The sequence below is a fragment of the Candidatus Fusobacterium pullicola genome (genome assembly GCA_018883725.1).
Lineage (GTDB): Bacteria > Fusobacteriota > Fusobacteriia > Fusobacteriales > Fusobacteriaceae > Fusobacterium_A > Fusobacterium_A pullicola.
The window spans coordinates 1-3,747 of the sequence record JAHLFN010000007.1 but is presented as its reverse complement, the minus strand read 5'-3'; the positions used below and the strand labels follow the sequence as shown (position 1 = coordinate 3,747).

Genomic DNA, 3,747 nt, shown 5'->3' with positions numbered 1-3,747 from the left:
GAATTATATTATATAATATAATTATATTTTAATTAATTAAGATAGAATTTGAGGAGATTAAGGAGAAATTTAAAATGTCATTAAAAATTAAGGAGATTATAGCTTTCGGAATTTCACATAAAGAACTCTCAACTGAAGAGCGTGAAAAATTTATTCAACAAAATCCAGCTAATATTATTCACAATCTCTTTTTAGAAAAAAAGATTGTTGGATATGTTAATCTCTCTACATGCTTAAGAGTAGAATTTTATCTACAGCTTTCAGAGGGATTCTCAACTGCTGATCTACTAGAAAATTTTCAAATAAAAAATGGAATATTTATAAAACAAGGGGAAGAAGCTGCTGAATATCTTTTTAAAGTAGCTTGTGGTTTTTATTCTGTTATTAAAGGAGAGGATCAAATACTAGCTCAAATAAAAAAAGCATACAGCACAGCCCTTGAAGAGAAAACCTCATCTAAAATCTTAAATCCACTATTCAATAAGGCAATTGATCTTGGAAAAAAATTTAGAACAGAGAGTAAAATATGTCATAATGCTCTCTCACTAGAAGCTATCTCTTTAAGATTTATCAAAGATTCTATTGGATTTTTAAGTGATAAAAAAGTTTTGATATTGGGAGTTGGAGATTTAGCTCAGTCTATTCTCTATCTTCTCGTAAAGGAAAACTTAAAAAATATCACTATTACAAATAGAACCTATCATAAAGCATTGGAAATTAAAAATACCTATGATGTTGATATTGTATCTTTTGAAGAGAAACTAAAAGTTATTCCTGAAAGTGATGTAATAATAAGTGTCACTTCAGCTCCACATCTAGTATTAAAAACATCAGATGTTGCTCCACTACTCAATCCAAATAAAAAATATACTTTTTTAGATTTGGCAATGCCTAGAGATATAGAGGAGTCTCTTGGAGAATTAAAAAATGTATCTCTCTTTACATTAGATGATATTTGGGGAGTTTACAATGAACATCTTGCTACTAGAGAACACCTAATAGAAGATTATAATTTCTTAATTGATAAACAGATGGAAAATCTTAGAAAATGGTTTCAATACTATGAAGAAAGGACAGTATAAATGAAAAAGAAGATTATTATTGGTAGCAGAGGTAGTATCCTAGCTCTTGCTCAAAGTGAGATGATAAAAGAAAAATTAAAGAAAAACTTTCCTGAATTGGAGTTTGAAATAAAGAAAATAGTAACAAGTGGGGATAAAGATCTAGTTAGTAACTGGAACAATAGTAATGCCTCTTTAAAAAGTTTCTTTACTAAAGAGATCGAGATAGAACTTTTAGAAGGAAGCATAGATTTAGCAGTACACTCTATGAAAGATATGCCTATTCTTTCTCCTAAAGGACTTATATGTGGAGCTATTCCAGAAAGAGAGGATCAAAGAGATGTACTTATCTCTAAAAGTGGTAAAACTTTGATGGAATTACCTACAGGGGCTATTGTCGGTACAAGTTCTCTGAGAAGAACTATGAACCTTAAAAATTTAAGACCTGATTTAGTAGTAAAACAGCTGAGAGGAAATATACACACTAGACTAAATAAACTTCAAACAGAAGATTATGACGCTATACTTCTAGCCGCAGCTGGTTTAAAAAGAGTTGGACTTGAAAATGAAATAACTGAATATCTTGATCCTAAAACCTTTCTTCCAGCACCAGCTCAAGGAGTTCTCCATATTCAATGCAGAGAAAATGATGAAGAGATTAAAAATATATTAAAATCTATACATAGGGAAGAGGTTGAAAAAGTAGTTATAATAGAAAGAGAATTCTCTAAAATTTTTGATGGAGGTTGTCATACACCTATGGGGTGTTACTCTGAATTAAATGGAGATATGGTAACTTTCTATGGGGTATATTTCCAAGGAGAAAAAGGATATACTGCTAATATTACAAAAGAACTTAATGAAGGAGTGAGAGTTGCTCAAACTCTTGCTGATTATATAAAGGAGAAGATTAATGAATAAAAAGGGTAAAGTATATATAATGGGAGCTGGACCTGGAGATGCGGAACTTCTTACATTGAAGGGAAAAAGAGCTATCGAAGAAGCAGACTGTATAGTTTATGATAGACTTATCAATCCTCGTATTTTAAATTATGCAAAAAAAAATGCAGAGATGATATATCTTGGAAAGGGAAATACTGAAGGGGGAGTCATTCAAGATGAAATAAATAGAACTCTTGTAGAAAAAGCTTTGGAAGGAAAAATAGTAGCTAGAGTAAAAGGTGGAGATCCTTTTGTTTTTGGAAGAGGTGGAGAAGAGATTCAGGCTCTTTATGAAAATGGTATCAGTTTTGAAGAAATTCCTGGTATTACCTCTTCTATCTCAGTACCAGCGTATGCTGGAATTCCTGTAACACATAGAGGAGTAGCTAAATCTTTCCATGTTTTTACTGGACACACTATGGCTGATGGATCTTGGCATAATTTTGAAGCTATAGCAAAATTAGAAGGAACTCTTGTATTTTTGATGGGAATAAAAAATCTTCCTATTATTGTAGAGGATCTAATTACAAATGGAAAAGATCCTAAAACGCCTATTGCTATCATAGAGAAGGGGGCTACTGCAGATCAAAGAGTTACCACTGGAACATTAGAAAATATTGTCCAAATCTCTAAAGAGAAAAAAGTTCTTCCTCCTGCTATAACAATAATCGGAGAGGTTGTAAATTTAAGAGATAACTTTAAATGGTTTGAAAATTCTAAACTTTTTGGGAAAAAAGTACTAGTTACTAGAGATAGAAGACAAGCTGGAGAATTTTCAGATAAGATTGAAAAAATGGGTGGTTTTGCTGAAGAGTTACCATTTATAGAGATAGAATCAACCCTTGATAAAATTGACAAACAACTTTTAAAAGAGTATTCTGTTTTACTTTTTAACTCACCAAATGGAGTTAGGGAGTTTATGGAAAAAATAGAGGATATCAGAGATATTGCTCATTTAAAAATAGGAGCTGTAGGAAGTAAGACAAGGGAGCTACTAGAAAATTACAAGATAAAGGCTGACTTTATCCCTCAGGAGTACCTTGTTGAAAAATTAGTTGAAGAAGCTATAAAACACACTACAACTGGAGATAAAATCCTGATTGTAACTTCTGATATCTCCCCTTGTGACACAGATAAGTTTAACTCTATCTATGATAGACATTTTGATAAATTAGTTGCATATAAGACTAAAAAAATTATAAGAGAGAAAGAGGAAGTTTTAGAAACTCTAAAAAATATAGAGATTGTTACATTCTTAAGCTCCTCTACAGTAGATGCCTTTATGGAGAGTATCAATTTTGATACTGAGGCTGTTAAAAATATTAAGTTTGCTTCAATCGGTCCTGTTACAAGTGAAACTATGAGAAAATATGGACTTACAGTTGATTTTGAAGCAAAAATTTATGATGTTAATGGAATTATTGAAGCTATAAAATAGCTAGGAGGGGTATGACTGTTATAAAAAATATATAATTTAATATAAAATTCTATAGATAATTTATAGATTGCGGTATAATACTATTGAGGTGAGAAAATGAAATATTACTCAATAGGAGAATTTGTAGATAAAAGTAGGAAAAAGAGCGAATAAGGCTAAAAAAATGATTAAGGAGTTAATGGAAGATGATTCTAGCGAAAAAAGTTAGACTTTATCCAACTAAAGAGCAAGAACAAAAATTATGGCAATCTATAGGAACTGCGAGATTTATCTATAACTATACTATCGCAAAACAAGAAGAAAACT

General features: G+C 31.0%; 4 protein-coding genes. All 4 read left to right on the top strand.

Annotated elements, in window-relative coordinates:
- Positions 1–74: 74 nt before the first annotated feature.
- A complete protein-coding gene (gene hemA, locus IAA47_00350; GenBank protein ID MBU3841445.1) occupies positions 75–1,082 on the top strand; it encodes a glutamyl-tRNA reductase in 1,008 nt (335 codons plus the stop codon).
- Positions 1,083–1,982 (top strand): hydroxymethylbilane synthase, encoded by a 900-nt coding sequence (gene hemC / locus IAA47_00345; GenBank protein ID MBU3841444.1) that lies wholly within the window; start codon positions 1,083–1,085, stop codon positions 1,980–1,982.
- Positions 1,975–3,441, top strand: coding sequence for a uroporphyrinogen-III C-methyltransferase (cobA, locus tag IAA47_00340; protein ID MBU3841443.1), 1,467 nt, complete (start codon positions 1,975–1,977; stop codon positions 3,439–3,441). Before hemC ends, cobA begins: the two co-directional genes overlap by 8 nt.
- Before the next feature lie 185 nt (positions 3,442–3,626).
- On the top strand, positions 3,627–3,747 hold a 121-nt coding region (locus tag IAA47_00335), incomplete at its 3' end, for a helix-turn-helix domain-containing protein (protein MBU3841442.1).